We start from the raw sequence: 23,311 nt of genomic DNA on the forward strand, positions 1-23,311 counted from the left end.
AGAGTTGTCTGCGCCCGCGTTCCCGGCACGGCGGCTACGCCGACGCCTCGCGACGGCGGTGTACCCACGTCGCCACCTGCGTGACCACCAGGACCAGCACGATCGCGGCCACCACGCCCTCCCACGGGCGCGGGAAGACCGTGCCGCCGAGCAGCCCGACCGCGGCGTAGACCGCGGCCCAGAGCACGCAGGCCGGCGCGTTCGCGTACACGAACGTCCGCCAGGTCACGCCGATCACGCTCGCGGCCAGCAGCATCGGGATCCGGCCGCCGGGCACCAGCCGGGAGACCAGCAGCACCGGCACCTCGCGGTGCTTCAGCTCGGCGCCCAGCTTGTCCAGCTTCTCGTTGCCGCGCAGCCAGCGCAGCCGCCGGGCCAGCTGCTCGCCACCCCAGCGGCAGGCCGCATAGGTGATCAGATCGCCGGTGTACGCGCCGAGCGCGCCCGCCAGCACCACGAACAGCACCATGATCGGGTTGTCGTGCGCGGCCAGCGCGGCCGCGCCGCTCACCGCCACGCCGGTCGGCACCACGGGCAGCACCGCACCGAACGCGACCAGACCGAACAGCGAGGCGAGCCCACCGAGCCCGACCGTCACGGCGCCCCGATCTCCACGGTCTCGCCGGGCGCGGGCAGGTGTGCGCGGACGTCCGGGATCAGCTGCTCCGCCGCGCGCACGAAGTCGCTGCCGGGGGAGTGGAACATGTGCGGCCGGACGCGGCCCATGCCCACCGGCCAGAACGTGCCGTAGTGGATCGGGATCGCCTCGGTCGCGCCGACGCGGCGGACCGCCTCCGCGCCGTCGGCCGGTCCGAGGTGCTGCGACGGGTGCAGGCTCGGGCCCCAGCCGCCGACCGGGACCAGCGCCAGGTCGACCGGGCCGAGCTCGGACATGCCGTCGAACAGGCCGGTGTCGCCCGCGAACCAGGTGCGGACCGCGCCCTCGACCACGAAGCCGAGCGCGTCGCCGCGGAGCCGGGACCAGGGCCCGCGTCCGCCGTCGTGGGCGGCGGGCACGGCGCGTACCCGCAGATCCTTGATCTTTGTCTCCTCGCCCGGCGCCAGCTCGACGCAGTTGCCGGAGTAGTGACTGCCCAGGCGGCGGTGGATGAGGCCGGCCGCGCCGCGCGGGACCACGAACGTCGTGTCCGCCGGTATGCGGCGCAGCGAGGGCACGTCCAGGTGGTCGGCGTGCAGGTGGGAGACGAGCACCGCGTCCGGCGCGCCGGGCAGCAGGGGCCGGGGGCCGCGCATGCGGCGCAGGTGGGCGAGCCGGTCGCCGAGCAGCGGGTCGGTGAGCAGCCGGACCCCCGAGTCCTCCAGCCAGACCGTGGCGTGCCCCCACCACGTGGCCCTTACCGCCGCGCCGTCCACGGTGCCCACCGTACGTGACCAGCGGCCGTGCTCACGTCAGGGGGAGGATCTTTCGGAGAGCGTTCGTGAGCTGGATACGGACCGTTTCCGGTGGCGTCCGTGAGGGGAACATCAGCGCCTGCAGCGAGAGTCCGTCCACGATCGTGTGCAGCAGCACCGCGTCCGCCTCCAGCCCGGGATCGGCGAGCGCGTCCGTGAGCAGCTCCGGCGGCGCGGTGCCGGTGAGCCCGGCGACGGAGAGCCGGCAGAGGTAACGGGTGCCCTGCCAGGCGGCCTCCCGGGTCGCGTCGATGCCGGGTGCCTGATAGGCGTGGTCCGCGATGGTCACGAAGACCAGCACCTCGACGCGGCGCTCCTCGTCCAGCGGCAGCAGCTCTTCCAGCACGGCCAGGACGCGGCCGAACGGGGTCAGCGAGTCGTCGTCGAGGTGCGTGCGGATGCGCTCCGGGACGCGCTCCATCATCAGCTGCGCGGCGAAGAGGAGCAGCTCGGCCTGGGTGGAGAAGTAGTGCCGGATCGCGCCGCTGGACCAGCCGGCCTCGGCCGCGATCGCGCGCACGGACGCCGCGCCGATGCCGCCCCGGCTGATCACCCGGAAGACGGCTCCGGCGAGCTCACGGCGGCGCTGGTCATGATCCACGATTCTCGGCACCCCTCTTTTTAGCACGGCTGTGTTACCTTGTTTTTCACACAGTCGTGCGAAATAAATCGGGGGAAGACGTGGATCTCGTGACGCTCGCCGGCCTGGCCGGGCTGGCGCTCATCGACAGCACCAGCATCGGCACGCTGGTGATTCCGATCTGGATGCTGCTGGCGCCGCGGGTGCGCGCCTCCCGCTTCCTGATCTACCTGGCCACGGTCGCGGTCTTCTACGCGGTCGTCGGCGTGATCCTGGTGCTCGGCGCGGAGGCGGCGACCGCGGCCTTCAGCGGGCTCGCGGATGCGCGCTGGGTCAGCTGGGTGCAGCTCGCCGCCGGCGTCGGGCTGTTCGCCTGGAGCTTCCGCTTCGACGGCAAGCGGCGGCGGGGCCCCGGCCGGGCGGACCGCTGGAAGGCGCGGCTCACCGGCGAGAACGCCACCGTCACCGCGATGATCGGCCTCGGCGTCGGCGCGGCCGCGCTCGAGGTCGCCACCATGCTGCCCTACCTGGCCGCGGTCGGCCTGATCACCTCGGCGGACCTGCCCGTCGCCGGCTGGCTGGTCACGCTCGCCGGCTACGTGCTGGTCATGATTCTTCCGGCACTGCTGCTCGGCGGCGTGCGCGCGCTCGCCCGCGACCGCATCGCGCCGCTGCTGGAGCGGCTCAGCACCTGGCTGGCCACGCACACCGAGGGCGCGCTCGGCTGGGTCCTCGGCATCGCCGGCTTCCTGCTGGCCCGCGACGCCGCGTTCCGCCTGGGACTGTTCGGCCTGATCGACAGGTGGTCCACCGGCGGCTGAGCCGGTAGCATCGATCACCATCGGTGGCTCGGCGGGCTCCACGCGCCCGCGAACCGCCCCGGACGGGAGCCCGGGGCGGTGTGCCGCACCACCGCCGGCATGCGGGCACATGCCGGGTCCGTGCTGATCCCACGCCTGAAAGGTTGCCCACTATGCGCGCATGGACGCGCCTCGCTCCCGTCGTCGCGGCCGGACTCGCCGCGGCGCTGCTCGTACCCCTGATGGATGCGCAGGCCGACGAGGCCGGCCCGGTCACGGTCGTGACCAGCACGTTCGAGGACGGCACCACCGGCGGCTGGGTGCCGCGCGGCGCGGAGGTCCTGAGCCACAGCACCACGGTCGCGCACGGCGGCACCGGCAGCCTCGCGATCGCCGGGCGCACCCGCACCTGGGAAGGCCCGGTGCTGGACGTGCTCGGCACGTTCGACAAGGGTGTCCGCTACACGATCTCCGTCTGGGTACGACTCGCCACCGGGTCCGACAGCGCCCGGCTGAGCGTCGAACGGCGGACCGGCGGCACCGCCTCCTACGACCAGGTCGTCGGCAACACCGCGCTCACCGCCGGCGCCTGGGTCAACCTGACCGGCACGTACACACTGGCCACGGACGTCGAATACCTCACGGTGTACGTGGAGACCGCCTCCGGCTTCGGCGACCTCCACCTCGACGACGTCACGATCTCCTACGTGCCGGACACGCCGATCCAGACGGACATCCCGTCGGTCAAGGACGTGGTCGCCGAGTTCCCGGTCGGCGCCGCGATCACCCCGGCCGCGCTGCTCGGCGAGCACGGGAAGCTGCTGGCCAAGCACTTCGACTCGATCACGCCGGGCAACGCGCTCAAGTGGGACGCCACCGAGCCGGCCGAGGGCACGTTCCGGTTCGCGGACGCGGACGCCATGGTCACGTTCGCGAAGGCACACGGCCAGGCGGTCCGCGGGCACACGCTGGTCTGGCACAACCAGACACCGGCCTGGGTCTTCCTGGACGCGAACGGCAACGCGATGACCGCCACGCCGGAGAACAAGGCACTGCTCCTGGCCCGGCTGGAGGCGCACATCCGCGGCGTGGCCGGCCACTACGGCGCGGACATCCCGGTGTGGGACGTGGTCAACGAGGTGATCGACGAGTCCCAGTCCGACGGTTACCGGCGCAGCAGGTGGTACGAGATCACCGGGCTGGACTACATCCGCACCGCGTTCCGGGTGACGCGCGAGGTGCTGCCGAACGCGAAGCTGTTCATCAACGACTACAACACCAACGTGCCGGCCAAGCGCGACAAGCTCCACGCGCTGGTGGCGCTGCTCAAGAGCGAGGGCGTGCCGGTCGACGGCGTCGGGCACCAGATGCACGTCAACATCGACTGGCCCTCGACCGCGGAGACCGAGGCGATGATCACGACGTTCGTCCCGCTCGGCGTGGAGCAGCAGATCACCGAGATGGACGTGTCGATCTACACCGGCAACGGCGAGTCGTTCCCGGCACCACCGGCGGACCGGCTGCTCAAGGTGGCCTACAAGTACCGGGACCTGTTCGCGCTCTACCGCCGGTACGCCACGGAGATCACGTCCGTGACCGTGTGGGGCCTCGCGGACGACGACACCTGGCTGGACACGTTCCCGGTGACGCGCAAGGACGCGCCGCTGCTCTTCGACACCCGGTTGCAGGCGAAGGACGCGTACTGGGGCGTGGTCGACCCGTCCAAGATCGGCACGACGACGCCGGCACCTACCCCCACCGGCGGCGCCACCGCGGGCGCCTGTGCCGTCACCTATCGGGTGACCGGGCAGTGGCAGGGCGGCTTCCAGGGCGACGTGAAGATCACCAACACGTCCGCGGCCGCGCTGAGCTCCTGGACGCTCGGCTGGAACTTCACCGCCGGCCAGCAGCTCAGCCAGCTCTGGGGCGGTACCGGCAGCCAGTCCGGCACCACGGTCACGGTCCGCAACGCGTCCTGGAACGGCACGCTCGCACCCGGTGCCTCCACCGGCGCCGGCTTCCTTGCGTCCTGGACCGGCACCAACCCGGCCCCGTCCGCGTTCACGCTCAACGGCACCGCCTGCACCAGCGCATGAACGGTTCCGGCGGGCCCGCGCCGGGCCCGCCGGACGCCACGATTCACCCCGGCGAGCTGTGGTGTACGCCCGTTGGGTCGCTCACGGCCGCGCGGTGTTGCACACTGTCGGCCGTGACGGAAGACAGCGGGCAACCCCACGCGCACCTGCGGGCAGCCGTGCCCCAGCCGGTGCGGACGGCCGTGGTGGTCAACCCGGTGAAGGTGGCCGACCTCGCCGAGCACAAGCGGCTGATCCGCGAGGGTCTGGAGCCGGCCGGATGGCCGGAGCCGCTCTGGCTGGAGACGACGCCGCAGGACCCGGGCGTGGGCCAGGCGCGGGCCGCAGTCGCGGCCGGCGCCGAGGTCGTGTTCGTGTCCGGCGGCGACGGCACGGTCCGGGCCGTGATCAGCGGGCTGGCCGGGACCGGCGTGGCCATGGCCGTGCTGCCGTCCGGCACCGGCAACCTGCTGGCCGCGAACCTGGGGCTGGAGGGCAACGTGGTCGCGGCCGTGCAGGTGGTGCTGGACGGCGGGCGGCGGCTGATCGACGTCGGCGAGGTGGACGGGACCGGCGACTGCTTCGCGGTGATGGCCGGCATGGGCTTCGACGCGCAGATGCTCGCCGGCACGTCCGAGCGGGCGAAGAAGCGGATCGGCTGGTTCGCGTACCTGTTCGGTGCCGCCCGGCACCTGCGCGACCGGCCGATGCGCGTGCGGATCAGGTTCGACGGCAACCGCGTGCTGGACCGCCGCGCGCGTACCGTGCTGATCGGGAACGTGGGCCGGCTCCAGGGCGGCGTGCGACTGCTGGTCGACGCCGAACCGGACGACGGCGTGTTCAACGTGGCGGTGGTGACCGCGCGCAGCCTCGGCCAGTGGGCGGTGCTGAGCCTCGGCATCCTGTACCGGTGGCGCCGGGTGCCGCGGATGGAGATGTATACCGCCTCCGAGGTGGAGATCCGCAGCAACCGCGCGCAGCCCCGGCAGCTGGACGGCGACCTGATCTCGCCGGACGAGGTGCTGCGCGTCCACCTCCGCCCGAAGGCGCTGGTCCTGTGCGTCCCCCGCCCGGAACGCTCCCGAGACCTCGCCGAGGGCGCGGACCGGGTCAAGGAACGCGCATGAGCGAGCTTGCGAGCGAATCAGCAGCTCAGTGCCGTAACTCATGTCGGCGCCGGAGCGCAGCGGAGGTGACGGCATGAGCAGCACGAATCAGGTCCCCGAGACGCAGCTCATGTCCGGGGACGAGCTCTCCGCGGACGACGCCTGGCGTGCGCTGCGCGTCTACGGCCGGTGGCACCTCTTCCACGACGCGTTCGTCCGGTTCCGCTACGGCGACGGGTTCAGCCACTCGCGCGCGTTCGCGCTGCAGCTGTGCCTGGCCGTGGTGCCGTTCCTGATCGCGCTGGCCGGTCTCGCCACCGACCTCGGCGTGGAGGAGGGCGGCCTGGTCGTCACGGACACGATCCTGGCGCTGACCCCCGGCGCCAGCCACGACGTGGTCAACGACCTGCTCACCGACGACGACGCGACCGAGGATGCGGGCGAGCTGGCGCTGACCCTCGGTCTGATCACCGGCATGGTCTCGCTCACCCAGTCGATGGCGCAGATCGAGCGCGGCGCGAACCGGATCTACGGCGTCGAACGCGACCGGCCCGCAGTGCTCAAGTACGCGCGCGCCGCGGTCGTGGCGATCTTCGCCGGTCTGCCCGCGCTCTTCGGCTTCCTCACGCTGGTCGCCGGCCGGCCGTTCGGCCTGTCGATCGCGGAGCGTTACCCGTGGGGCCAGGACTTCCTCGGCGTCTGGAACGTGGTGCGCTGGCCGGCCAGCCTGGCGCTGGTCGTCTTCGCGGTCGGCGTCATCTTCCGCTATGCGCCGCGCCGTCGCCAGCCCGGCCTGTCCTGGCTGCTGTTCGGCGCGGTGATCGCCACCGTGCTCTGGTGGGCGACCAGCCTGCTGCTCGCCGGATACGTCCGCTTCAGTGCCGGTTTCGGCGTCACCTACGGCCCGCTCACCGGCATCATCGCGCTGCTGCTCTGGGCGAACCTGACCGGGATCGCACTCTTCCTCGGCCTCGCGTTCGCCGCCCAGCTGGAGGCGGCCCGGGTCGGCGCGCCCGAGCCGGCCAAGCCCGACGAGTGGCACCCCTCGCCCAAGGACGGTCTCCCGCACGCGCCACGCCTCCCCGCCCAGCGCGCGAAGAGCATCAAAGCAGTCAAAGCCGCGAGGGTACGACGAAAGCCCGCCGGTTTCGCGGTCAAGCCCGACGGCCTCCGCAAGCCGATGCGCCCGCGTACACCCCCGCCGGAGTAGCCGCCCACCCGCCCGGTCGCTGCCCGGTGGCTCAGCGCGTCTCCGGTGAAGGCCCGGCGGCCCAGGGGGCGTCTTCCGGCGGCTGCGCGGTGGCTCAGGCGGCTGCCCGGTGGCTCAGGTGATTGTGCGGTGACTCAGGTGGCTGCGCGGTGGCTCAGCGGGTGTCTCCGGCGGGCGGCAGGATCGAGGCGGGGTCGGCGAACGGCCGGGCCAGGGCGTCGTCGGGGCCGGTCAGCAGCGCGCGCACGGCCCCGGCCAGGATGTCGGCGAGCTGGATCCGGGGCTCGTCCTCCGCGACCAGGAACCGGACCGCCGTCAACCGGCCGCCGCTCCAGTCCCGCAGGCGTGCCACGCGCGCGCCGGAGAGCGCGATCTGCCGGTCGTGGGCCATTGCCACGCCGTGCCCCGCGTCCCAGCGGGCCACCGCGGCGAGCACCGCCGGCGTCAGCGGATCGACGGCCGCACCCGCGGCTTCCGGGTCCGCGGCCAGCGCCTCCCGATAGGCGTCCGCCCGCCGTGCGGCGCTCGGCAGCGCTTCCCGCAGCTCGTCCATCACCCGCACCTCCGGGGCGTCGTCGTCGCGGAGGCGCGCGAGCGCGGCGAGGAACGGGGCCGCCGAGCCACGCCGTCGAAGGAGCGCGTTGGCCGCCTCCGGAAGCGTGCGGTCCGCCGCGGAGGCGGCGGGACGCGTCGCGTACCGGTGCAGCAGGGTGGCCTGTGGTTGCCGTCCCGGGCCTCGTGGGGCGAGCGTGCCGTCGCCGAGCAGCAGTTCCACCACGCGGGCGAGGACGTAGTGCGTCTTGTCCACCACGAAGACGGACGCGCGGCCCCGCAGCGGCGCCTCCGGGCCGAGGAACCACTCCAGCACGCCGCGATGTCTGGGCCTGAGCAGGTGGTTCGCCTTGTACTGGGTGGCGGGGGAGCGGATCCGCGCGCGCAGCTCGGCCAGGATCGCGGCCGCCTCGGGCGCGGAGATCAGGACGGACGCGTGCGCGAAGAGCGCGGTGGTCGACCCGACCAGGCGGTCACCCTCGTAGCCGGACTCGTCGCACACGATCTCCACCGCCCCGGCCACGTGCACACCCTGCCACGCACCCGGGCGGCACCCACAGCGCTTCTACCGTGGGCCGGCCGGCGCGAGGCGGACGGCGGCGGCCGTGGGCGGCGACGCGGCGCCCACAGCGCTTCTACCGTGCGCCGGCCAGCGCGAGGCAGACGGCGGCGGCCGCGGGCAGCGACAGGGACTCCGGCCAGCCGGGGCCGGCCGGTACGACCGGGACCGTGGGGTGGGCGGCCTCCATGGCGGCGCGGCGCGCGTCGTCGTCCGCGGACGCGGCCGAGGACCAGACCACCAGCTGCGCGGGCGCGGCCCGGGTGACCGCGGAGGAGAGCGCGGGCCAGGGCAGATCGGCGCCGAGCCGCCATGACTCGATGCCGTGCTCGAGCAGCACGACGGCCAGCGCGGACAGCGGCAGCTCGCCGGCGGCGCCGGGCTCGCCGGGCGCGGCCGCGAGCATCACGGTGGGGCGGCGGCCGGGCCGGGCGAGCCGGGTGAGGCGTGCGCCGAGCGCTGCCCGGATCCCGGCCGCGAGTGCCAGCGCCGGGGCGGCCCCGGTGACGGCCGCGAGCGCGGGCGCGCAGAGCGCGGTCCAGGTGGCCAGTGCGCCGTCCGTCTCCAGCGCGTCCGTGATCAGCCGCGCCACCGCCCGGTCGTCGACCCGGCCCGCCGCGGCCCACAGCCGGCGCGGCACGGCCCGCGGTCCGGGCACCCTGCCCGACGTCAACGGGCCGGACCGTGGCCTCGGCGTGCAGACCGGCGGCGCGGGGGCGCGGGCCGCCAGCGGTGAGCGGGGTAAGGGACAGGCGTTGCGGAGGTACGGCGTGGAGCTCACGGGTCGGTCCTCCGGGGCGTCGGCGGCGTCGTGCGATGGTGATGGCCGGGTGCGGCGCACGCCGTACCCACGCAGGGTTTTAAGATTGTGAATTGGTTTTAAAAGCGATCGATCCTAATTTCGTAACATCCTAGCGAAGAGGTGGCAACCGGTGGCGGATGGCCGTGACGTGATCGCGGCGCTGGAGCGGATGAAGCAGTCGCACCTGACGATGCATCACGCGGTGGCGCGGCGGCTGGACATCAATCCGACCGACGCCGAGGCGATCGCCCATCTGGTCGCGGACGAGCCGCTCACCCAGGAGTCGCTGCGGGCGCGCCTGCTGATCAGCAAGAGCGCGATGACCGCGCTGGTGGACCGGCTGGAGCGGTCCGGCTTCCTGGTCCGGCACGCGAATCCGGCGGACCGGCGCTCGACGCTGCTGACCGTGTCCGGGTTCGCGCGGCAGGGCTGGCACAACGGCACGGCGAAGGTGGTGGACGCGATCGGCCCGGTGGCGGCGGCGCTCGGGCCGGACGCCGCCGCCGTGGTGGCCGAGTTCCTCGACCGGGTCACCGAGCTGCAGCTCGGGCTCGCGGACGAGGTGATGCGGTTCCGGCTGGAGGCGCGGGAGTAGCTCGTCGGCGGCCCGGTCCAGGAACGACCGCCGGCTCGCGTCGCCGGCCTGGACCACGGCCACGTGGCTGAAGCCGGCGCCGACGAACCGCTGGATCGCGGCGACGTGCCTGCCCGCGTCCGGGCCGCAGGTGACGGCGTCGCCGTACTCCGCGGCCGGCGCCGCGGAGGAGTCCCCGGAGATCGCGATCGCCATCGGCACGTGCTCCTCCGGGCCGGTGAACCGTGCGTGATCCAGGCGTCGCACGACGCCTGGATCGCCGGTGGGTTCTACAGGCGCGGGATGACCCGGTCCGCGACCATCTTGGCGACGCGCAGGTTCTGCGCGTCGTCGCCGACCCGGGCGTAGACGTCGAGCTGCGTGTCGCCGGCGAGCACGAAGAGGTGCCCGGACTGGGTGAACGCGCTGTCACCGACGCCGGCCACGGCATCGCCGGCCTTCGCCTGGATCTTGAAGTCCGCGGCGGTCGTCCCGGTCACGAAGATCGCCAGCTGGCCCTCGGAGAGCTGCCACTGGCAGTACCGGGTGGCCGCGGTCTTGTCCAGGCCGTCCTTGTCGATCTGCGAGATCTGCCGTGCGGTGAGCGCGATGACCTCGGCCCGGTTGAGCAGCTCGCACGGGTCGCCGATCGAGTCGCCGGTGTTCTTGGCGCCGCCCGGCAGGCTCGGCAGCGTGGGCAGCGACTTCGGCAGGCCGGTCGGCGTGGGCACGGCCGATGCGGCGGAGGCGGGCGTCGGCGCCGCGGTGGTGGCCGGCGGCGCGGCGGGCTCCGGGTTCTCCGTGCTGACCAGGATGCAGCCGGAGAGGGCGGGGACGGCGAAGACGGCGGCGGCAAGCAGCGGAAGGGCGCGGCGTCGGAACATCTCTGACTCTCCGGAGGGCTGGATCGGCGTGTGAACCTGAGCGTCGTGCATCGTCGCAGGTCGTGGCCACTTCAAGGCCGATCGCGGCACATTTCCGGGAGTCCGGCGGCCCATGGAACCGCTCCCATCGCAGCTCGGTAACGGTGAGGAAATCTCGGAGTCACGCTGTTGACATGACGTACGTCTCAGTCGTAGCTTTCGACTCGAAGCGTTTCGACTAACCGCTTCGATAGCTCTGACCTGCAGAAACACGAGATCCGCGGAGGTGGCACGATGGCTTCGATGGCCGACGTCGCCCGCCGTGCCAACGTCGCGGTCAGCACCGTGTCGTATGCGCTGAACGGCACCCGCCCGGTCGCCAAGGCCACCGCGGAGCGCATCCGCAAGGCCATGGACGAGCTCGGCTACCGGCCGAACGCGCTGGCCCGCGGCCTGGCCAGCAAGCGCAGCCGCAACGTCGCGCTGATCTTCCCGATGCTGGAGCGCGGCCTCGGCCTGACCGAGATGGAGTTCGTCAGCGCGGCCGCGGAGACCGCCGGCGACCTCGGCTACCACCTGGTGCTCTGGTCCACGCCGCTCGGCGACACCGACCTGCTCACCAAGCTGACCCGGCAGGGCCTGGTCGACGGCGTGGTGATCATGGAGGTCCACCTCGAGGACGCGCGGATCGAGATGCTCCGGCGCAACGGCGTGCCGTTCTGCATGATCGGCCGGACCGGCGACAACCGCGACGACCCGTTCGCGGACATCGACTTCGAGAGCACGGTCCGCGACGCGGTGGCGCACCTGGCCGGGCTCGGGCACCGGTCGGTCGGGTTCGTCAACCACTCGCAGCGTTCCTTCGACACCGGCTACGGCCCGTCCGTCCGGGCGGCGCGCGCGTTCGAGGAGGCGGCCGCGGCCGCGGGTCTGCACGGCTTCAGCCGCTTTTGTGACGACTCGCCCGCGGCCGGCCGGGAAATCTGGCGCGACATCACCGCGGCCGAACCGGGCGTGACCGGCCTGATCGTCATGAACGAGCGGGCGAGCGCGGGCGTTCTCGCGGCCATCCTCCAGCAGGGGGGCCGCGTACCAGAGGATTATTCGGTACTTTCGGTCGCTTCCTCCGCGCGGGTCTCCGAGATGACCTACCCGCCGCTGACCACCTACCACCCGCCCGCGGCGGAGTTGGGACGGCTCGGCGTGCAGGTGCTCATCGACCGGCTGGAGGGGCGCGAGGTTCCCCTCGTACAGCAGTTGATTCCCTGCCGGCTGGTGCTGCGCGACAGCACCGGCCCGGCAGCACGACCCCACGGGGCCGGGAGCTGAGTTCCCGGTTCCGTACCGCAAGAGGCACCAGGTCTTATCCACTCACCACAGGCACCACAAGCTCCACCAGGAGGACGGCAATGTTCCGTACCAGGAAGATGGGGGTTGTCGCGGCCGCGCTGGCTGTGACCGCTTCCCTCGGTCTCGCGGCCTGCGGCGGCGACTCCGGCGATGAGGGCGATAGCAAGACGCTCAAGCTGTGGCACTACGAGAGCCCGGCCAGCGGACTGGGCATCGCCTGGACGGAGGCGATCAAGCAGTTCAAGGCATCGCACCCGGGCGTCGAGGTCGTCTTCGAGGAGAAGGGGTTCGAGCAGATCCGGCAGAACGCCGGCATGATCCTGAACTCGAACGAGGCTCCGGACATCATGGAGTACAACAAGGGCAACGCGAGCGCCGGTCTGCTGTCCAAGCAGGGCCTGCTGACGGACATGTCCGAAGAGGTCACCAAGCGCGGCTGGGACGCGAAGACCCCGGCCAGCATCGCCATCACGTCCAAGTACGACCAGGACGGCATCATGGGCGGCGACAAGTGGTACGGCGTCACGAACTACGGCGAGTACGTGATGGTCTACTACAACAAGGACGAGTTCAAGAAGCTCAACCTTGAGGTCCCGACCACGCTGGCCGAGTTCGAGACCGTGATGCAGAGGTTCAAGGACGCGGGCAAGACGCCGCTCGCGGTCGGCGGCGCGGAGTACCCGGCGCAGCAGATCTTCTACCAGCTGGCGCTCTCGCAGGCGAACACGTCGTTCGTCGACGACTACCAGCTCTACAAGAACAAGGTCAACTTCCAGGGCCCGGAGCTGACGAACGGCGCGAACAAGTTCGCCGAGTGGGTCAGCAAGGGCTACATCGCGAAGGACTCGGCCGGCGTCAAGGCCGAGGACATGGGCGTCAGCTTCATCCAGGGCAACGCCCCGATCCTGATCTCCGGCTCCTGGTGGTACGGCCGCTTCAGCGAGGAGATCAAGTACGACTGGGGCACGTTCCTCTTCCCCGGTAACAAGCTGAACGCCGGCTCCGGCGGCAACCTCTGGGTCATCCCGAGCAGCTCGAAGAACAAGTCGCTGGCGTACGACTTCATCGAGATCACCATGAAGCCGGAGATCCAGAACCTGATCGGCAACTCCGGCGGTGTCCCGATCGGGGCCGACCCCGCGGCGATCACGGACGCGAAGAACAAGGAACTGATCGAGAACTTCAACGCGATCAACACCGCCAACGGCCTCGCGTTCTACCCGGACTGGCCCGCACCGGGCTACTACGACGTGCTCGTGGGCGGCATGCAGAACCTGATCAACGGCTCCAAGACGCCGCAGGCGGTCCTGGACGAGATCGCCACGCCGTACAACGACAACCTCGCAAGTCTCGGCAAGTAGCACGGGATCGCGCCGGCGGCCGGAACAGGCCGCCGGCGCGTCAGTGAAAGGCACCCCCCACACCATGGCCAACACCAGGTCCCGGCAGGGCGGCAAGAGCGGTTACCTGCTCTTCCTGCTCCCCGGCGTGCTGCTCTTCACCGCGGTCATCGTCATCCCGCTCCTGATGAACATCGGGATCAGCTTCACCCGCTGGCAGGGCATCGGCAACCCGCAGTGGATCGGGCTGGAGAACTACGACCGCCTGATCCACGACGCCAACTTCTGGGCGTCCTTCCGGAACATCATCTACATCATCGTCGCGATGGTGATCATCCCGACGCTGATCGGCCTGTTCCTCGCGGCGGTCCTGTTCGACTACGTCGGCAAGAAGATCGGGCCGGGCGCGGCGAGCGCGTTCCGGTCCGGCCTCTACCTGCCGCAGGTGCTGCCGGTCGCGGTCACCGGCATCGTCTGGGGCTGGCTGCTCAACTCCAGCACCGGCGTCTTCAACTCCATCCTGGAGAAGATCGGCCTCGGCTTCCTGGCCCAGAACTGGCTCGGCGACCCGAAGTGGGCGCTGTGGTCGGTCATGTTCGTGATGGTGTGGGTCCAGCTCGGCTACCCGGTCGTGATGTTCATGTCCGGCCTGCAGCGCGTCGACCCCGAGCTCTACGAGGCGGCGGACCTCGACGGCGCGGGCTGGTGGCAGAAGTTCACCCGGATCGCGATCCACCTGATCAAGCCGGAGATCTACGTCGTGCTGGTCACGACGACCATCTCCGCCCTCAAGATCTTCGGCCAGATCTTCGTGCTGACCCGCGGCGGTCCGGGCAACTCCACCCTGGTCCCGTCCTACTTCGCGTGGCAGAACTTCTTCGAGAAGTTCAACGCGGGGTACGGCGCGGCGATCTCCACGGTGCTGACGCTGATCATCATCGTGCTGACCTATGTCTTCCTGCGCATCCAGACGGCCGACGAGCGCCGGGAGGCCTGATCATGACGTCCTCTGAAACGGTCAAACCCGCGAAGCCCGGCGGCCTCGCCACCAAGACGCTGGTCCTCACCGGCCTGACGATCTTCACCGGCCTGGTGCTCGCGCCGTTCCTGGTCGTGCTGCTCAACGCGTTCAAGTCGAGCGAGGACTACAGCCAGGGCGGCCCGCTCTCGCTGCCGTCCGCGATCTACTTCCAGGGCATGATCGACTTCTGGAACCGGGTGGAGTTCGGCGAGAAGCTGTGGAACAGCTTCCTGATCAGCGCCTCGGTCGCAGTGCTCGCGGTGATCATCTCGGTGCTCAACGCCTACGCGATCGGCATCGGCCGGCTCCGCGGCCGCACCGCGTTCCTGATGTTCTTCCTGCTGGCCAACCTGCTGCCGCAGGAGGCGCTGGTCTACCCGCTGTACTACCTGTCGAAGCAGTTCGACCTCTACAACACCCGGCTCGTCGTGATCATCATTCTGACCGCGATCCAGGCCGCGTTCGGCACCTACCTGCTCTCCAGCGTGTTCCGGGACTTCCCGCCGTCGCTGCTGGAGGCCGCGGCGCTGGACGGCGCCGGCAAGTTGCGCACGCTGATCCGGGTGGTCGTGCCGACCAGCTGGCCGACGCTCTCGGTGCTGTTCACGTTCTTCTTCATCTGGACGTGGAACGAGTTCTTCCTGCCGCTGATCTTCCTGATCGACAACGACCTGCAGACCGTGCCGCTGGCGCTGGCCGTGCTCCAGGGGCAGCGCGAGGTCGACATCACCACCACGGCCGCGTCCGCGCTGCTGGGCATCGTGCCCGCGGTCCTGTTCTTCCTCATCTTCCAGCGCACGCTGACCCGCGGGGTCATGTCGGGCGCGGTCAAGTAAACCCACCGGAGGACCTGCGACATGAAGTTCAGCAACGGCTACTGGCGGATGCGGGACGGGGTGACCCCGCTGTACCCGGCCGAGGTCCGCGACGTCTCGGTGACGCCGGACGCGCTGACCGTCTACGCGCCGACCAAGAGGATCGTCACCCGGGGGGACACGCTCAACCTGCCGCTGCTGACCGTCACGGCGACCTCGCCCGCGCCGGACGTCATCTCGATCAAGACGACCCACTTCGCGGGACGGCGTCCCCGTACCCCCGAATTCGCTCTTGATCGTGCCGGGACGCACGTCGAGATCACCGACGACGAGCAGTTCGCCGCGCTCACCAGCGGCGGCCTCACCGCGCGGTTCCACAAGGGCGACCAGTGGAAACTCGAGTTCGTGGCGGACGGGCGGGTGCTCACGTCCAGCGGCTTCAAGAACCTGGCCGCGCTGGACGTGGACGGTGACGGCTCCTACGTGCGGGAGCAGTTGCTGCTCAACGTGGGCGACACCGTCTACGGGCTCGGCGAGCGGTTCGGGCCGCTGGTCAAGAACGGGCAGACCGTCGACATCTGGCAGGAGGACGGCGGCACCAGCAGCGAGCAGGCGTACAAGAACGTCCCGTTCTACCTGACCAACGCGGGGTACGGCGTCTTCGTCAACTACCCCGGCGGCGTCTCGTTCGAGGTCGCGTCCGAGTCGGTGTCCCGGGTCGGTTTCTCCGTTCCCGGCCAGGAGCTGGAATACCTGGTCATCTACGGGCCGACGCCGAAGGACGTCCTCCGGAAGTACACGTCGCTGACCGGGAAGCCGGCGCTGCCGCCGGCCTGGTCGTTCGGCCTGTGGCTGTCCACGTCGTTCACCACGGACTACGACGAGGAGACGGTCAACACGTTCGTCTCCGGGATGGCCGACCGTGACCTGCCGCTCTCCGTCTTCCACTTCGACTGCTTCTGGATGCGCGAGTTCCACTGGACCGACTTCGAGTGGGACCCGAAGGTCTTCCCGGACCCGGTCGGCATGCTCAAGCGGCTCAAGGATCGCGGCCTCAAGATCTGTGTCTGGCTGAACCCGTACATCGCGCAGCGTTCCGCGCTCTATGCCGAGGGCGCTTCACGCGGATATTTCCTGAAAACGTCGGACGGCGACGTCTGGCAGTGGGACCTGTGGCAGGCCGGCATGGCGCTGGTCGACTTCACCAACCCCGAGGCCCGCACGTGGTACGCCTCGAAGCTGCGCGGCCTGCTCGAGCAGGGCGTCGACGCGTTCAAGACGGACTTCGGCGAGCGGATCCCGGTCCGCGACATCGTCTGGCACGACGGATCCGACCCGGAGAAGATGCACAACTACTACACGCACCTCTACAACAAGGTCGTGTTCGACGTGCTCACCGAGGTCCGCGGCGAGGGCGAGGCCGTGCTGTTCGCGCGCTCCGCGACCGCCGGCGGCCAGCAGTTCCCGGTGCACTGGGGCGGCGACTGCGAGTCCACGTTCGAGGCGATGGCGGAGAGCCTGCGCGGCGGGCTGTCGCTGTCCGCGTCCGGCTTCGGGTTCTGGAGCCACGACATGGGCGGCTTCGAGGGCAAGCCGCACCCGGCCGTGTTCAAGCGGTGGATCCCGTTCGGCCTGCTCAGCTCGCACAGCCGGTTGCACGGCAGCCAGTCGTACCGGGTGCCGTGGGAGTTCGACGACGAGGCGGTGGACGTGCTGCGCACGTTCACCACGCTGAAGGCGCGCCTGATGCCGTACCTGTTCGGCCAGGCCGTGCAGGCCCACGAGCAGGGTGTGCCGGTGATGCGCCCGATGGTCGTCGAGTTCCCGGACGACCTGGCGACCACGCACGTCGAGCGGCAGTACATGCTCGGCGACAACCTGCTGGTCGCGCCGGTCTTCAGCGAGGGCGGCGACACCACGTTCTACACGCCGGCCGGCGAGTGGACGCACCTGCAGACCGGCGAGACGTTCTCCGGGCCCGCGTGGCACCGGCGCACGGTCGGCTTCGGCGAGGTCCCGGTGCTGGTCCGGCCGGGCTCGGTGCTGGCGCTCGGCGACGTGGACGACCGCCCGGACTACGACTACGCGTGTGGCGTGACGCTCGCGATCTACGAGCCCGTGGACGGCGCGGAGGTCTCGGTCTCCGTCCCGGCGATCGACGGCACCGAGGCCGCACGCTTCACGGTCGTGCGTGACGGCGGCACGGTCACGGTGACCCGGGTGTCCGGTGATCCGTTGCCGTGGCGGATCCGGCTCGGCCACGCCGGCGATCCGGTGGAGCTCTCCGCGGAGACGTCCAGCCACGTCCTGGCGCTTTGAAGATTTTCGGAAACAGCAGCGGGGGTACGGGCATGCCCGTACCCCCGCTGGATTTTGATCTTTACTTCAGCACGCCGCCGAGGTAGGCGTAGCTGCCGTAGCCGCTGCCCGGCGCCCACTGCGACTTCGCGTAGAGCGCGTTGTCGGTGCCGCGGACCAGCACGGAGACGCGCCAGTCGTGGTTGCCGGCCGTCTCGATCTCGTTGGTCAGCACGCCGCCCAGCGAGGCCCAGTCGGACCAGGACGAGCTGCCGTTGCCGGACTGGATCCGCGTGTAGAGCGCGTTGTCCGTGCCCCGGACGAAGACCTGCAGCTTGTTGTTCTTGTTGATGATCGCCGCCGCGTTGCTGGTCAGCACGCCGCCGAAGCTGGTCCACTCGGTCCAGTCGTTGCTGTTCGGCGAGAGCTGCCGGCGCGACCACAGCGCGTCGTCGTCACCCTTGGCGAAGACCTGGATGCGGCTCTTGCCGTCCAGCACCGCGGTGGTGTCGCTGGTCAGACCGCCGCCGAGCGACTTCCACGGCGTCCAGCTACCGCTGTTCGCGGAGGTCTGGCGGCGCGACCACAGCGCGTCGTCCGTGCCACGGGCGAAGATGTTCAGACGCTGGAGCTTGTCGAACGAGACCGAGGTCTCGCTGGTGATCTTGCCACCGAGCGACTGCCAGCTGGTCCAGGTGGTGCTGTTCTGGTCCTTCTGACGCTTGCTCCAGACCGCGCCGTCCGTGCCCTCACCGAAGACGGTCAGGCGGCGGTTCTGGTCCGCGGCCACGGTCGGGTCGCTGTTCAGCACGCCGCCCAGGCTGGTCCAGGAGGTCCAGCTGTTGCTGTTCGGCGAGGTCTGACGCTTGGTCCAGATCGCGTTGTCGGTGCCGCGCGCGAACACCTGCAGGCGCTGCGACGCGTCCACGCCGACGCGCGGGGCGCCGGTGACGACGCCGCCCAGGCTCGCCCAGTTGGTCCACGAGCTGGAGCCCGGACTCGTCTGCGTCTTCACGAACACGGCGTCGTTGGTGCCGCGGGCGAAGACGGACAGACGGCCGTTGCGGTTGAGCGCGGAGTCGACCCTCGGGGCCTCGGCCGGCGCGGCGCTGCGGGCCGAGATCGGCTTCGCGGTGCCGAGCGGCGTGACCGCCTGGGCCGGAGCCGCGGCGAAACCGCCGCCGAGCAGCGTGAACGCGGTGGCCGTGACAATGGCGCTCCGTACACGTCGGGTTGCTACTGCACCCTCCATGACGTTTCTCCTTCCGATTCAGGTGGCACGCCGGACCGAACCGTCGAAAGGCGACGGATGGTGGAGGTCCGAGGTATCGCGTGCCCCCGGTTCTGGTTGGTGGCGGTCGGTCCGATACGCGCGTAAAGCCCGATTTGACCGACCACAACGGAGCGTAATTGGCGAAATGCGGTGGGGTGCGGAATTGCATGCGCCGCCACGCCGGGAAGGTTGTCGCGTAAGCGACAGTTCACAAAAAAGGGTGAAATAGCGGGATGTTAACGGCTGGTAGGCCGTGACGTTTCGGTTGATTCGCGGTGCGTGTGGCCACGGTGGGCAGGGCGTGCGTGCTAAGGGCGTCGCTCAATGCGGACGTGGGTATATTTATGCCTATTCAGCGGGATATAGGGTTTGCGGTGATCGGCATTCGGGTAAGGCCGTCGCCGATCTGTGGCCGGTGGGGTCCGCTGGTGTTGCCGACCGCGGCGGATCGGCTCCGGGCGACGGGCGGAGCGTGGCCGCGCGATCGGCGCGGTCCCCTGCTTTTGTTCGCCGGCCACGGCGGCACCGGCTCCTCGCGACGAGCGGAGCGCCGGCGGAGCCCGACGCGGGGTGTGCCCGTGGGAGCAACGCTGCCGGACCACGCCGGAAGTGGGACATGAATTGGATCTTTAATTTGATCTGCCGGCGCCGCGCCTCACTCCTTCTGCGCGACGTTCTCCCGTTCCAGGCGGCGGATCAGCCGGTGCGCGATGAGCAGTGGCAGCACGCCGAAGACGCCGAAGGACATGTCGACCAGCGTCCAGCCCCAGGGAATGCCGCGGATCGGCCCGCAGATCGCGGCCAGCGGAATGATCCCGGCGCACGCGATCATTCCGAACTGGATCACCCAGATGTTGCGCACCGGATCGCGCCACGGCCCGGCGAACGCCACCGCGATCACCAGATGCGCGAAGGCCGGCCAGTCCGCCGCGTACATGACATAGGGATATCGGTCGTTCGTGTCGATCAGGCCGTCCCGGACCTGTGTGATCCACTCCGCGAGCGGCCCGGTCCACTCCGGGATCATCGGCGCGAGCAGGCGCAGCTCCGACTCCACCGGAAACGCGGTGAGACCGCTCAGGACCAGCGCGACAATGAAGAACGTCAACCAGGCGCGGATGCGCGTCAGCGTGCTCACGCCGCGACGCTATGACCGCTTTCCCGCGGATCGGCGACCCTTCACCGGACCTGCACGGAGCCGCTACGACGTCATCAATTTCGCGGCCAGCGCGACCGGTGTCAGATCACCGCCGCGCAGGTCCGCGGCCGCGGCCGGCTCACCGATGTTCTCCAGGTGGTCCGCGGCGGTCCGCAGCGCCCGCGCGTCGCCGCTGAGCAGCTTGCGGGCGATGTGCGTCTGCGCGGGCGTCATCTTCGCGAACGCGCACATGTCCAGCGCCGCCATCACGCCCTCGTCCAGCGAGCCCTCCATCGCGCGGCGTGTGCCGATCTCCAGCAGCCACTTCGGCCACCACGCGTACCGGCCGACCAGCGCGCCGTACCGGATGGCCTCCTCCGGCGGGCGCCCGGCCGCCAGCAGGTCGACCGCGAGCGCGGTGTCGAACCGTTCGAAGCGCAGCGCGGTCATCGCCAGCAGCAGCATGGACGGCGCGCCGAGCAGCGGTTCCGCGGACGAGGCCGCGCCGGGGTAGTCGCCGTTGACCGCGCTGCTGATCACCCAGGCCTCGGCCAGCCTGGTGCTGTCCGCGTCCACCCGGTCGAGCGTGCCGCGCAGCCGGGAGCGGGCAGCCTGGGCATCATCGGCGAGGTGCGCGTCCAGCGGGCGCAGGAGGTGGCGGTTCACGGTGGCGGCGGCCAGCTCGACCTCGCGGCGTACCAGCGGGTTCGACACCCTGGGGGACAGCGCGGAGGTCAGCTCCTCCAGGAAGAAGGGCGCGTCGAAGCGGTCGGTCGTGGCGAGCAGCTCCGCCCACCACCCCACCGGATGCGGGGCGATCTCCTCCATTCGCCCAACTATATGGCGAAAAATCATCAGCTATGGGGTAAAAGCCTCAGGGTCGGTTACTCGGGTCGTGGCTTGGGTCACGTAACGTATCGCCCGGCGGTAACGTACGGAAAACTCCGACGAAACGACGGTTTCCCGCCGGGTGCGCAACCGCGGGTGAGTCCGTCCGCTGCGCGGCTGTGAGGAGGGACCATGACCCCGTTCAAGCCCGGTCTCGAAGGCGTGATCGCGTTCGAGACGGACATCGCGGAGCCCGATCGTGAGGGCGGCTCGCTCCGCTACCGCGGCGTGGACATCGAGGACCTCATCGGCCAGGTCTCGTTCGGCAACGTGTGGGCGCTGCTCGTCGACGGCGAGTTCGGCCCCGGCCTGCCGCCGGCGGAGCCGTTCCCGGTCCCGGTCCACTCCGGCGACATCCGCGTCGACGTGCAGTCCGCGGTCGCCATGCTCGCGCCCTACTGGGGGCTGCCGCAGCTGCTCGACGCCACCGACGAGCAGGCCCGCGCCGACCTGGCCCGCGTCTCCGTCACCGCGCTGTCCTTCGTCGCGCAGTCCGCGCGCGGGCTCGGCCTCCCGGCCGTACCCCAGAAGGAGATCGACAAGGCGGACACCGTGGTCGAGCGCTTCATGCGCCGGTGGCGCGGCGATCCCGACCCGCGGCACATCAAGGCCATCGACGCGTACTTCATCTCCGCCGCCGAGCACGGCATGAACGCCTCCACGTTCACCGCGCGCGTCGCGGCGTCCACCGGCGCCGACGTCGCCGCCTGCATCTCCGCCGCGATCGGCTCGCTCTCCGGCCCGCTGCACGGCGCCGCCCCGACGCGGGTGCTGCAGATGCTGGAGGCGGTGGAATACTCCGGCGACCCGGCCGGCTACGTCCGCGGCGTCCTCGACCGCGGCGAGCGCCTGATGGGCTTCGGCCACCGCGTCTACCGCGCCGAGGACCCCCGTGCCCGCGTGCTCCGCCGCACCGCCAAGGAGCTGGGCGCGCCGCGGTACGAGCTGGCCGAGGCGCTGGAGAAGGCCGCGCTCGAGGAGCTCGCCGCACGCCGTCCCGACCGCGTCCTGCCCACGAACGTCGAGTTCTGGGCCGCCGTCGTCCTCGACTTCGCCGAGGTCCCCGCGCACATGTTCACCTCGGTCTTCACCTGTGCCCGGGTCGCCGGCTGGAGCGCCCACATCCTGGAGCAGAAGAAGCTCAGCCGCCTCGTCCGCCCCTCCGCCCGCTACACCGGCCCCGACCCCCGCAAGCCCTCCGCCGTGCCCGGCTGGGAATCCCTGTGATGTCCTGGGGGCGACCCCGGACCCCGGCCCTGACGCTCCGGCGTCGGCTGGTCCGCTGACCGCCTCGCGACGACCCAGGTCAAGATCCAGTTCAGGTCCCGCTTCCGGCGTGGTGGCGGTCCGCATGCTCCCGCGGGCCAACCTCCGGGGGTCGGAAGCCTCCGCTGACGCTCCGCTTCCGACCCCCGATCGGAGCCGGTTCCGCCGCTGGTCACCCCACCCCACGCGAGCCGCGCCGTCCTCGCCCATCGCGTGGCGGCGCGCGTTTCGTTTCCGGCCCCTGGCCGGAGCTGGTCGCCTCGACCCCACGTGATCCCGCTGCCTTCGCCGGAGGGTGGCGGCGCGCGTGGCGTTTCGTTTCTGGCGCCTGGCCGAGCTGGTTCCGCGTGATCCTGCGGCCCTCGCCCGGCATGTGGCATTCCGCTTCCGGCCCCTGGGCGGAGCTGGTGGCCCACCCCGCGTGAGTCGCGCCGGCCTTCCCTCCGCGAGAGCGGCGGCTCGAGGTGGTGGCTCGCATGGAGCCCGACCAGGCCGGGCGCTCCGCGCCCGAAATTTCGGTAAATACCAGTCGGTTGGCCAGCCTCCCGGCCGCGTCCGATTTTCTGCATCCGGAAGGCGGCGGGTCGCCGCCTGGTGCGGTTGCCGTGCGTGTTCGGGCTCGACGCCCTGGGCCGTACTCAGGCCCGAATCGCGGCTTTTGTCTTGCCACAGGTCTCATCGCCCTGCCCGGAGATCGCCCATGAACACGTCGACAACTACGTCAGCCACCTTATGGAGCGTCCATAAGGTGGCTGACGTAGTTGTCGACGTGGATCTTCGTTCGTCACGCTTCGTGCTGGAGCGTTATAAGACGAAATTTCGGGCGCAATGCGCCCAGGGATTGCCGTCATCCCGCGACCTTGACAGGTGGTGTTCACTGTTCTTAAGTGAGAGCACTGCTCTCGAATCAGAGCGGGGGGCGGCTATGCGCTATATCCAGGCCAAGCACGGACAGAACATCTTCAACGACCTCGCGAAGTGGCTGACCGCGCACGGCGTCAGCCTGCTCGGCAGCCGGGTGCTCGCGGTCCGCGGCCGCAGCAGCGGCGAGATGCGCACCACCGTGATCAACCTGTTCACCGACCACGGCGAGCGCTACCTGCTCGCGCCGCGCGGCCACACCCAGTGGGTGCGCAACCTGCGCGTCGCCGGCGAGGCCGAGCTCCGCCTCGGCCGCCGTGTCGAACACGTCACCGCCGTCGAGGTCCCCGACGCGGACAAGGTCCCCCTGATGCGCCTCTACCTGCGCAAATGGGAGTGGGAGGTGGGCATGTTCTTCGACGGCCTGACCAAGAACTCGCCGGACGAGGACCTCCGCGCGGCCGCGCCCGGCTTCCCGGTGTTCCGCCTGGCCACGCAGCGGCGTTAAACTCGTCGCAGGCCGAGGG

21 protein-coding genes are annotated in these 23,311 nt (G+C 70.6%); 12 read left to right on the forward strand and 9 right to left on the reverse strand.

The window, feature by feature from the left end; translation table 11 throughout:
* Nucleotides 1-34: 34 nt before the first annotated feature.
* From OP04_RS26275 to OP04_RS26285, 3 genes are read right to left on the reverse strand one after another with little or no spacing between them, the layout of a single operon-like run.
* Nucleotides 35-598, reverse strand: a complete 564-nt coding sequence (locus OP04_RS26275) for a DedA family protein (protein WP_033342504.1) — start codon at nt 596-598, stop codon at nt 35-37.
* Nucleotides 595-1,374 (reverse strand): MBL fold metallo-hydrolase, encoded by a 780-nt coding sequence (locus OP04_RS26280; RefSeq protein ID WP_033342602.1) that lies wholly within the window; start codon nt 1,372-1,374, stop codon nt 595-597. Before OP04_RS26280 ends, OP04_RS26275 begins: the two co-directional genes overlap by 4 nt.
* A gap of 31 nt (nt 1,375-1,405) precedes the next feature.
* Nucleotides 1,406-2,014, reverse strand: a complete 609-nt coding sequence (locus OP04_RS26285) for a TetR/AcrR family transcriptional regulator (RefSeq protein WP_051799052.1) — start codon at nt 2,012-2,014, stop codon at nt 1,406-1,408.
* An 80-nt stretch (nt 2,015-2,094) separates the two neighbouring features.
* Between OP04_RS26285 and OP04_RS26290 the strand changes: the two genes are divergently transcribed.
* The 4 genes from OP04_RS26290 to OP04_RS26305 all read left to right on the forward strand — a co-directional run bounded on the left by OP04_RS26290 (nt 2,095) and on the right by OP04_RS26305 (nt 7,184).
* Nucleotides 2,095-2,814 (forward strand): GAP family protein, encoded by a 720-nt coding sequence (locus tag OP04_RS26290; protein WP_033342506.1) that lies wholly within the window; start codon nt 2,095-2,097, stop codon nt 2,812-2,814.
* 152 nt (nt 2,815-2,966) lie between these two features.
* Nucleotides 2,967-4,889, forward strand: coding sequence for an endo-1,4-beta-xylanase (locus OP04_RS26295; RefSeq protein WP_033342507.1), 1,923 nt, complete (start codon nt 2,967-2,969; stop codon nt 4,887-4,889).
* Nucleotides 4,890-5,002: 113 nt separating this feature from the next.
* A complete protein-coding gene (locus OP04_RS26300; protein ID WP_232323745.1) occupies nt 5,003-5,995 on the forward strand; it encodes a diacylglycerol/lipid kinase family protein in 993 nt (330 codons plus the stop codon).
* Nucleotides 5,996-6,068: 73 nt separating this feature from the next.
* Nucleotides 6,069-7,184 (forward strand): YihY/virulence factor BrkB family protein, encoded by a 1,116-nt coding sequence (locus tag OP04_RS26305; RefSeq protein WP_085066793.1) that lies wholly within the window; start codon nt 6,069-6,071, stop codon nt 7,182-7,184.
* Between the two features lie 154 nt (nt 7,185-7,338).
* On the opposite strand, the gene OP04_RS26310 is transcribed toward OP04_RS26305, so the two are convergent.
* A complete protein-coding gene (locus OP04_RS26310; RefSeq protein ID WP_157240359.1) occupies nt 7,339-8,259 on the reverse strand; it encodes a hypothetical protein in 921 nt (306 codons plus the stop codon).
* Nucleotides 8,260-8,371: 112 nt separating this feature from the next.
* Nucleotides 8,372-9,076, reverse strand: coding sequence for a hypothetical protein (locus tag OP04_RS26315; protein ID WP_157240362.1), 705 nt, complete (start codon nt 9,074-9,076; stop codon nt 8,372-8,374).
* A gap of 151 nt (nt 9,077-9,227) precedes the next feature.
* Between OP04_RS26315 and OP04_RS50120 the strand changes: the two genes are divergently transcribed.
* Nucleotides 9,228-9,692, forward strand: coding sequence for a MarR family winged helix-turn-helix transcriptional regulator (locus OP04_RS50120; protein ID WP_051799056.1), 465 nt, complete (start codon nt 9,228-9,230; stop codon nt 9,690-9,692).
* A gap of 269 nt (nt 9,693-9,961) precedes the next feature.
* Here the strand turns inward: OP04_RS50120 and OP04_RS54820 are convergent, their stop codons facing one another.
* Complete coding sequence (locus OP04_RS54820) at nt 9,962-10,555, reverse strand: hypothetical protein (RefSeq protein WP_033342509.1); 594 nt, start codon at nt 10,553-10,555, stop codon at nt 9,962-9,964.
* A 282-nt stretch (nt 10,556-10,837) separates the two neighbouring features.
* Between OP04_RS54820 and OP04_RS26330 the strand changes: the two genes are divergently transcribed.
* From OP04_RS26330 to yicI, 5 genes are all read left to right on the forward strand, one after another.
* Nucleotides 10,838-11,863 (forward strand): LacI family DNA-binding transcriptional regulator, encoded by a 1,026-nt coding sequence (locus OP04_RS26330; protein ID WP_033342510.1) that lies wholly within the window; start codon nt 10,838-10,840, stop codon nt 11,861-11,863.
* 80 nt (nt 11,864-11,943) lie between these two features.
* Nucleotides 11,944-13,245, forward strand: coding sequence for an ABC transporter substrate-binding protein (locus tag OP04_RS26335; protein ID WP_033342511.1), 1,302 nt, complete (start codon nt 11,944-11,946; stop codon nt 13,243-13,245).
* Nucleotides 13,246-13,309: 64 nt separating this feature from the next.
* On the forward strand, nt 13,310-14,221 hold the full coding sequence (locus tag OP04_RS26340; protein WP_033342512.1) for a carbohydrate ABC transporter permease: 912 nt from the start codon (nt 13,310-13,312) through the stop codon (nt 14,219-14,221).
* A 2-nt stretch (nt 14,222-14,223) separates the two neighbouring features.
* Nucleotides 14,224-15,081: a carbohydrate ABC transporter permease gene (locus OP04_RS26345; RefSeq protein WP_033342513.1), complete on the forward strand. Its 858-nt coding sequence runs from the start codon at nt 14,224-14,226 to the stop codon at nt 15,079-15,081.
* Nucleotides 15,082-15,102: 21 nt separating this feature from the next.
* Nucleotides 15,103-17,379: an alpha-xylosidase gene (yicI, locus tag OP04_RS26350; protein ID WP_033342514.1), complete on the forward strand. Its 2,277-nt coding sequence runs from the start codon at nt 15,103-15,105 to the stop codon at nt 17,377-17,379.
* Between the two features lie 61 nt (nt 17,380-17,440).
* Here yicI and OP04_RS26355 read toward each other — a convergent pair whose 3' ends face one another.
* The 3 genes from OP04_RS26355 to OP04_RS26365 form a co-directional block, all read right to left on the reverse strand.
* Entirely contained in the window at nt 17,441-18,610 is a 1,170-nt protein-coding gene (locus OP04_RS26355; RefSeq protein ID WP_051799058.1) for a hypothetical protein, read from the reverse strand.
* A 676-nt stretch (nt 18,611-19,286) separates the two neighbouring features.
* Complete coding sequence (locus OP04_RS26360) at nt 19,287-19,769, reverse strand: hypothetical protein (protein ID WP_051799061.1); 483 nt, start codon at nt 19,767-19,769, stop codon at nt 19,287-19,289.
* Between the two features lie 63 nt (nt 19,770-19,832).
* A complete protein-coding gene (locus OP04_RS26365; protein WP_033342515.1) occupies nt 19,833-20,597 on the reverse strand; it encodes a hypothetical protein in 765 nt (254 codons plus the stop codon).
* Between the two features lie 192 nt (nt 20,598-20,789).
* Between OP04_RS26365 and OP04_RS26370 the strand changes: the two genes are divergently transcribed.
* Both OP04_RS26370 and OP04_RS26375 read left to right on the forward strand, forming a co-directional pair.
* Nucleotides 20,790-21,884, forward strand: a complete 1,095-nt coding sequence (locus tag OP04_RS26370; protein ID WP_033342516.1) for a citrate synthase 2 — start codon at nt 20,790-20,792, stop codon at nt 21,882-21,884.
* Nucleotides 21,885-22,848: 964 nt separating this feature from the next.
* The gene (locus OP04_RS26375) at nt 22,849-23,292 is read left to right on the forward strand and encodes a nitroreductase/quinone reductase family protein (RefSeq protein ID WP_033342517.1); all 444 of its coding nucleotides are present in this window, start codon (nt 22,849-22,851) and stop codon (nt 23,290-23,292) included.
* Nucleotides 23,293-23,311: the final 19 nt, after the last annotated feature.

The sequence above is a fragment of the Catenuloplanes japonicus genome (genome assembly GCF_000717135.1).
GTDB lineage: Bacteria > Actinomycetota > Actinomycetes > Mycobacteriales > Micromonosporaceae > Catenuloplanes > Catenuloplanes japonicus.

Bases quoted from the DNA above. Each gene is read 5' to 3' on its own strand.
- OP04_RS26370 (WP_033342516.1), top strand. From the start codon at position 20,790: ATGACCCCGTTCAAGCCCGGTCTCGAAGGCGTGATCGCGTTCGAGACG.
- OP04_RS26335 (WP_033342511.1), top strand. From the start codon at position 11,944: ATGTTCCGTACCAGGAAGATGGGGGTTGTCGCGGCCGCGCTGGCTGTG.
- OP04_RS54820 (WP_033342509.1), bottom strand. From the start codon at position 10,555: ATGTTCCGACGCCGCGCCCTTCCGCTGCTTGCCGCCGCCGTCTTCGCC.
- OP04_RS26330 (WP_033342510.1), top strand. From the start codon at position 10,838: ATGGCCGACGTCGCCCGCCGTGCCAACGTCGCGGTCAGCACCGTGTCG.
- OP04_RS26340 (WP_033342512.1), top strand. From the start codon at position 13,310: ATGGCCAACACCAGGTCCCGGCAGGGCGGCAAGAGCGGTTACCTGCTC.
- OP04_RS26305 (WP_085066793.1), top strand. From the start codon at position 6,069: ATGAGCAGCACGAATCAGGTCCCCGAGACGCAGCTCATGTCCGGGGAC.
- OP04_RS26375 (WP_033342517.1), top strand. From the start codon at position 22,849: ATGCGCTATATCCAGGCCAAGCACGGACAGAACATCTTCAACGACCTC.
- OP04_RS26355 (WP_051799058.1), bottom strand. From the start codon at position 18,610: ATGGAGGGTGCAGTAGCAACCCGACGTGTACGGAGCGCCATTGTCACG.
- OP04_RS26345 (WP_033342513.1), top strand. From the start codon at position 14,224: ATGACGTCCTCTGAAACGGTCAAACCCGCGAAGCCCGGCGGCCTCGCC.
- OP04_RS26295 (WP_033342507.1), top strand. From the start codon at position 2,967: ATGCGCGCATGGACGCGCCTCGCTCCCGTCGTCGCGGCCGGACTCGCC.
- OP04_RS26365 (WP_033342515.1), bottom strand. From the start codon at position 20,597: ATGGAGGAGATCGCCCCGCATCCGGTGGGGTGGTGGGCGGAGCTGCTC.
- yicI (WP_033342514.1), top strand. From the start codon at position 15,103: ATGAAGTTCAGCAACGGCTACTGGCGGATGCGGGACGGGGTGACCCCG.